1 protein-coding gene is annotated in these 2,156 nt (G+C 57.2%); it reads left to right on the top strand.

All coding sequences use genetic code 11. The features are described 5' to 3' along the window. Positions 1-86: 86 nt before the first annotated feature. Positions 87-2,156 (top strand): inverse autotransporter beta domain-containing protein (locus tag AAZT04_RS25940; RefSeq protein WP_434682332.1); only part of this gene is annotated, 2,070 nt, incomplete at its 3' end.

Raw genomic sequence — 2,156 nt, 5'->3', positions numbered from 1 at the left:
TTATGAGCGTGAATGTAGCGTCCTCTGGGGCGAGTAATGGTCGAATGTCTCCTGTGATAACGTGGTTATCCTGGATAAATATTATTGTGCAATTCGCATTGCCAATATCGGTGGCGTTTACCCCCATCATGGCGGCGCGTGCCGCCCAGTCACCGTTTATGGCGGCTGGCCCGGAGGCGGCTTCGTTGGCTACCCTGCCCTATGTGCTAAAGGACGGCGAGAGCGTAGACAACGTGGCTGCGCGCTACAACATGACGCCAGAAGCATTGCGCAAGCTGAATCAGTTCCGTACGTTCGCGAACGGCTGGGGGCACCTGCGTGCGGGGGACGAGCTGGACGTGCCGACGGCACCCTTGCCGAAGGTGGTGTGGGAGGATGATAAAAAACCGTCTCCCCACGCGACGTCGACATCTGACAACGCGGCAGACCATCGTGTAGCGTCATGGGCCTCGCAGGCAGGCGGACTGTTGGCCAATAAACCAAACGGTGATGCACTGACCGCTCAGGCGCGTGGCATGGCGACCGGTGCGGCAGGCAGCGAGGTTCAGCAATGGCTGAGCCAGTTTGGTACTGCGCGCGTGCAATTGGAGGCGGACAAGAATTTTTCACTCAAGAATTCTCAATTGGATTTGTTGGTGCCGTTGCATGAACAGCAGGACAGGTTGACGTTTGCGCAAGGAAGTGTGCACCGTACCGATGCACGGACCCAGACCAACCTGGGGGTGGGGCATCGCCGGTTTAATGACGGCTGGATGATGGGGGGGAATGCTTTCCTCGACCATGATTTGTCGCGCTCGCACAGTCGAATGGGTGTTGGATTGGAATACTGGCGTGATTACCTGAAGCTGGACGCCAATGGGTATCTGCGTTTGACGAACTGGAAAGATTCGCCGGACCTGACTGATTACCAGGAGCGGCCGGCCAATGGCTGGGATGTGCGTGCGCAGGCCTGGTTGCCGAGTTTGCCGCAACTGGGTGGCAAACTGACTTATGAGAAATATTACGGCAATGAGGTGGGATTGTTCGGGAAGGACAGTCGCCAGCGCAATCCTGGTGCGGTCACGGCGGGAGTGAACTATACCCCGTTCCCGTTGCTGACGCTGAACGCCGAGCATCGCCAGGGGCAATCCGGCAAGAACAGTGCCCGGGTGGGTGTGGAAATGCGTTATCAGTTGGGGGTGCCATGGCGTCAACAGCTTGACCCGGGTGCTGTTGCATCACTGCGCAGTCTGACAGGCAGCCGTTATGACTTGGTCGATCGCAACAACAACATCGTACTGGAGTACCGTAAGAAAGAGGTTGTCAGCTTGCGCACCGTTGAGGCGGTGAGTGGCCATGCGGGTGAGAAAAAGTCACTGGGCGTGGTGGTCAACAGCAAATATGGCTTGTCGCACATCGAATGGTCTGCACCGACCTTGCGGGCTGCCGGTGGAAAAATCCTGCAGGAAGGTACAGCGGAGTATGCCGTGGTGCTGCCGGTTTATCAGTCGATGGCTGGCGGTGTCAACACCTATACGGTCAGTGGCGTTGCGATGGACAAGCAAGGTAATGCGTCGAACCAGAGTGAAACGCAGGTGACGGTGCAGGCACCGGTCATCAGTGAAAGTCAAAGTAGCTTCTCGCCAGCCGAGAGCACATTGCCGGCAGATGGAAAAAGTACGCAAGTGCTGACGTTGTCGCTGAAGGATACGCAAGGTCAGGCGGTAGATATTGCCCGTTCGGATGTGGTTATCCATGCCGAGCATGCAAAGCGTTCAAGGGGGAATGCGAGCGTATCGGAACCGAAACAGGTTCAGGCGGGCATCTATGAGGTGACTGTGGTTGCCGGCACTGTTCCTGAGGTGCTGGTGCTCACGCCTGTCGTGAGCGGGGTATCCCTTTCGTCTGCACGCGTAGTCATCAATGATATGGCGCCGGATGCGGAAAAATCATCCTTTACCGCAACGCCGGACACGATTGTCGCGAGCGATCCGTCCGGCACGACGTTGACGTTAACCCTGAAAAATGCGGCGGGTGATGCCCTGAGCGGCATGACCGAAAAGTTGGCATTTGTTGTCAACGGGGAGAGTCGTGCTCGTAGCGTGGCGGGTGTGACGTTGAGCGCCGTGACGGAAAGTGCACAAAAAGGGGAATATGTCGCGACCCTCAAAGGGGAT

This window comes from Serratia sp. Je.1.23.a (assembly GCF_051129805.1).
Taxonomy (GTDB): domain Bacteria; phylum Pseudomonadota; class Gammaproteobacteria; order Enterobacterales; family Enterobacteriaceae; genus Serratia; species Serratia liquefaciens.
Note: the sequence above shows the minus strand (reverse complement) of the source record. Positions and strands in the feature narration are given on the sequence as shown.